Genomic DNA, 3,561 nt, shown 5'->3' on the forward strand with positions numbered 1-3,561 from the left:
GGTTTGTCATCAGTCTGTGGTGGGCTAAAGCCCACCCTACGATAAAAGGATATAGAACACAACCTATACGCTCTGATTTATAAAGCGGTTGCTTCTTTCATATTTTTGACAAATTCTGCTAACTCACTGAGTAATTTAGGTTGATTGTTGAGATTACGCTCAATAATTTTCACAATCGCAGATCCTGAAATTGCACCATCAGCCCCTAATCGTAAAGATTCTCTCACTTGGCTTGGCTGTGCAATGCCAAAGCCTTGCAAAATTGGGGCGGAATCTGACCGCTTGAGAGCTTCAATTAAATGATCGAGATTAGTCGCATTCTGTTGATTTTCTGCACTTGTTACTCCAGAACGTGAAACTAGGTAAGTGTAGCCTTCAGTATTTTGTGCGATCTTCTCAATGGTGGCTTGATCCGCATTGGGCGGACAAATAAAGACTGGTGCAATCCCGTATTTTTTGGCAACTTGAGTAAATTCTTGGGCATAATCTACGGGAATATCTGCAACTAATACCGCATCAACGCCAACTTGTTGGCAACGTTGATAAAATTGTTCAGCTGTCGGCACAAAAATAAGGTTCGCACAAAGCAATAATCCAATTGGTATGGTCGGATATTTTGCTCGAATTTTTGCAAGTAATTCAAAACAAGCATCAGTGCTATACCCTGCATCTAGTGCCCGTTTATTGGCGGCTTGAATAACAGGGCCATCTAATAAGGGGTCGGAAAATGGGAAGCCTAATTCTAGTGCATCAGCACCATTTGCAATTAAGGTTTCGATAATTTCAAATGAGCGTTCAAAATCAGGATCACAAAGTGTTACAAATGGAACAAAAGCCCCTTGATTTTTTGCTTTTAGCTGTTGGAAAAGGGTATCAAAACGGTTCATCATTGCTCTCCATTTAAAATTTTATCTACCGTAAAAATATCTTTATCTCCACGCCCCGATAAATTCACAACAAGTAATTGTTCTTTATTTGGGTTTTCTTTAACCAATTTTAATGCGTAAGCTAAAGCGTGTGATGATTCTAATGCAGGAATAATCCCTTCATTTTTTGCTAGTGCTTGGAAAGCATCAAGGGCTTCTTGATCGGTAATTGAAACATATTCAGCTCGCCCAATCGCATTTAAATGGGCGTGTTGTGGCCCAACAGAAGGGAAATCAAGCCCTGCTGAAATGGAATAAGATTCTTCAATTTGTCCATCTTTGTCTTGCATAATTGGCGATTTCATTCCGAAATAGATACCAACTGTACCGTGTTTTAGTGGTGCACCGTGTTCACCTGTTTCAATGCCTTTTCCTGCGGGTTCTACCCCAATCAATTTCACATTATCTTCGGCGATAAAATCGCTAAACATTCCGATTGCATTTGATCCACCACCAACAGCTGCAATAACAGCATCAGGCAAACGTCCTTCCCTTTCCATAATTTGGCGTTTCGTTTCTTCTCCAATCATTTTTTGAAATTCACGCACTATTGTTGGAAATGGGTGTGGCCCTGCTGCTGTACCAAGTAAATAATGGGTAGTTTCATAATTGGCAGCCCAATCACGCATTGCTTCACAGCAGGCATCTTTTAATGAACAAGATCCTTTCTCAACAGCGATAACTTCCGCCCCCATTAAACGCATACGAAATACGTTTGGTGATTGGCGTTCAACATCTTTAGCTCCCATATATATCACACAAGGCATTGCTAACATTGCACAAGCAAGTGCAGTTGCTACACCGTGCTGCCCAGCTCCAGTTTCTGCAATGATACGAGTTTTACCCATTTTTTTAGCTAATAAAATCTGCCCTAATACTTGGTTCGTTTTGTGAGCTCCACCGTGTAATAAATCTTCACGTTTTAAGTAAAGTTTCGTTTTCGTTCCCTGAGTTAAATTACGACAAAGCGTGAGAGCTGTTGGTCTGCCCGCATAATTCTTTAGTAGATCAGTAAATTCCGCTTGGAATTGTGGATCATTTTGAGCATCTACAAAGGCTTGCTCTAATTGTTTTAAGACTGGAACTAAAATCTCAGGGACGTACATTCCCCCAAATTCACCAAAATAAGGGTTTAGAAGCGTGTTCATATTGCTTTCCTCATCAATACTATTTTCATCAAGTGTACTATTAAACTAGTACAAAGTAAACTTTAATCTTTGGATATGATTGTAGCCGATTTATTTAAAACACTATTTGTTATTTTCAAGCCACTCTTTTTAAAAATTTGACATAGATCACACAAAATTTATCTGTTATAGTTGCGAATGAGCTTTCTGTTGTAAAAAAAGGAAAAGACTATGCTATAATTAGCGTAACTTTCCAAACAGGAAGAAACAAGTTTTGTTTAACTTTAAATATAGGTGGAAAATCTATGGCAATTAAAATTGGTATTAATGGTTTCGGTCGTATTGGTCGTATCGTATTCCGTGCTGCTCAACAACGTGATGATATCGAAGTTGTAGGTATTAACGACTTAATCGATGTTGATTATATGGCATATATGTTGAAATACGATTCAACTCACGGTCGTTTCAATGGTACTGTTGAAGTTAAAGATGGTCAATTAGTTGTAAACGGTAAAGCTATTCGTGTTACAGCTGAACGTGATCCTGCTAACTTAAAATGGAACGAAATCGGTGTTGATGTTGCAGTTGAAGCAACTGGTTTATTCTTAGATGATGAAACAGCACGTAAACACATCACAGCAGGTGCGAAAAAAGTTGTTTTAACTGGTCCATCTAAAGATAACACACCAATGTTCGTAAACGGCGTAAACTTTGACAAATACGCAGGACAAGATATCGTTTCTAACGCATCTTGTACAACTAACTGTTTAGCACCATTAGCTAAAGTAATCCACGAAAAATTTGGTATTAAAGAAGGCTTAATGACAACAGTTCACGCAACAACAGCAACTCAAAAAACGGTTGATGGTCCATCTGCAAAAGACTGGCGTGGTGGTCGTGGTGCATCACAAAACATCATTCCTTCATCAACAGGTGCAGCGAAAGCAGTAGGTAAAGTATTACCAGCATTAAATGGTAAATTAACTGGTATGGCTTTCCGCGTTCCAACAGCTAACGTTTCTGTTGTTGATTTAACTGTAAACTTAGAAAAACCAGCAACTTATGCTGAAATCTGTGCAGAAATCAAACGTGCATCTGAAAACGAAATGAAAGGTGTATTAGGCTATACTGAAGATGCAGTAGTATCAACAGACTTCAACGGTGCAGTGGAAACTTCTGTATTCGATGCTGCAGCAGGTATCGCATTAACAGATACTTTCGTTAAATTAGTATCTTGGTACGATAACGAAACTGGCTATTCAAATAAAGTATTAGACTTAGTTTCTTTAGTACATAACTACAAAGGCTAATTTTAATTGGTTTATTGATAGTAAAAGCTAGGCTCAATGCCTAGCTCAGACTGATGATAAACCCCAATTTGTTGTATCCAATTATACTAAGGTAATTTTACCCATTTTATTACTATTAATTTCGCCAGAAATAGTACTCTTATCTAATGTTTTAGCAAAATGAGCATTTAACGTAACATTACCATCAACGGTGTGAGT

Annotated in this window: 3 protein-coding genes; 1 reads left to right on the forward strand and 2 read right to left on the reverse strand. The window is 38.2% G+C overall.

Annotated elements, in window-relative coordinates; translation table 11 throughout:
* Positions 1 to 77: 77 nt before the first annotated feature.
* Both trpA and trpB read right to left on the reverse strand, forming a co-directional pair.
* Positions 78 to 887 carry a tryptophan synthase subunit alpha gene (gene trpA / locus A1D25_RS00050; RefSeq protein ID WP_157393692.1) on the reverse strand — a complete coding sequence of 270 codons (810 nt, stop codon included), beginning with the start codon at positions 885 to 887 and terminating at the stop codon, positions 78 to 80.
* Positions 887 to 2,074, reverse strand: coding sequence for a tryptophan synthase subunit beta (trpB, locus tag A1D25_RS00055; protein ID WP_157393690.1), 1,188 nt, complete (start codon positions 2,072 to 2,074; stop codon positions 887 to 889). Before trpB ends, trpA begins: the two co-directional genes overlap by 1 nt.
* Before the next feature lie 284 nt (positions 2,075 to 2,358).
* Between trpB and gap the strand changes: the two genes are divergently transcribed.
* Entirely contained in the window at positions 2,359 to 3,363 is a 1,005-nt protein-coding gene (gene gap / locus A1D25_RS00060; RefSeq protein ID WP_157393691.1) for a type I glyceraldehyde-3-phosphate dehydrogenase, read from the forward strand.
* The last annotated feature ends 198 nt before the right edge of the window (positions 3,364 to 3,561 follow it).

Origin of the sequence: Ursidibacter arcticus (assembly GCF_009761375.1) — a bacterium.
In the GTDB taxonomy this organism is placed as follows: Bacteria; Pseudomonadota; Gammaproteobacteria; order Enterobacterales; family Pasteurellaceae; genus Ursidibacter; species Ursidibacter arcticus.

Excerpts from the sequence above, each read along its gene's own strand:
- trpA (WP_157393692.1), bottom strand. The coding sequence starts at position 887 with ATGAACCGTTTTGATACCCTTTTCCAACAGCTAAAAGCAAAAAATCAA.
- trpB (WP_157393690.1), bottom strand. The coding sequence starts at position 2,074 with ATGAACACGCTTCTAAACCCTTATTTTGGTGAATTTGGGGGAATGTAC.
- gap (WP_157393691.1), top strand. The coding sequence starts at position 2,359 with ATGGCAATTAAAATTGGTATTAATGGTTTCGGTCGTATTGGTCGTATC.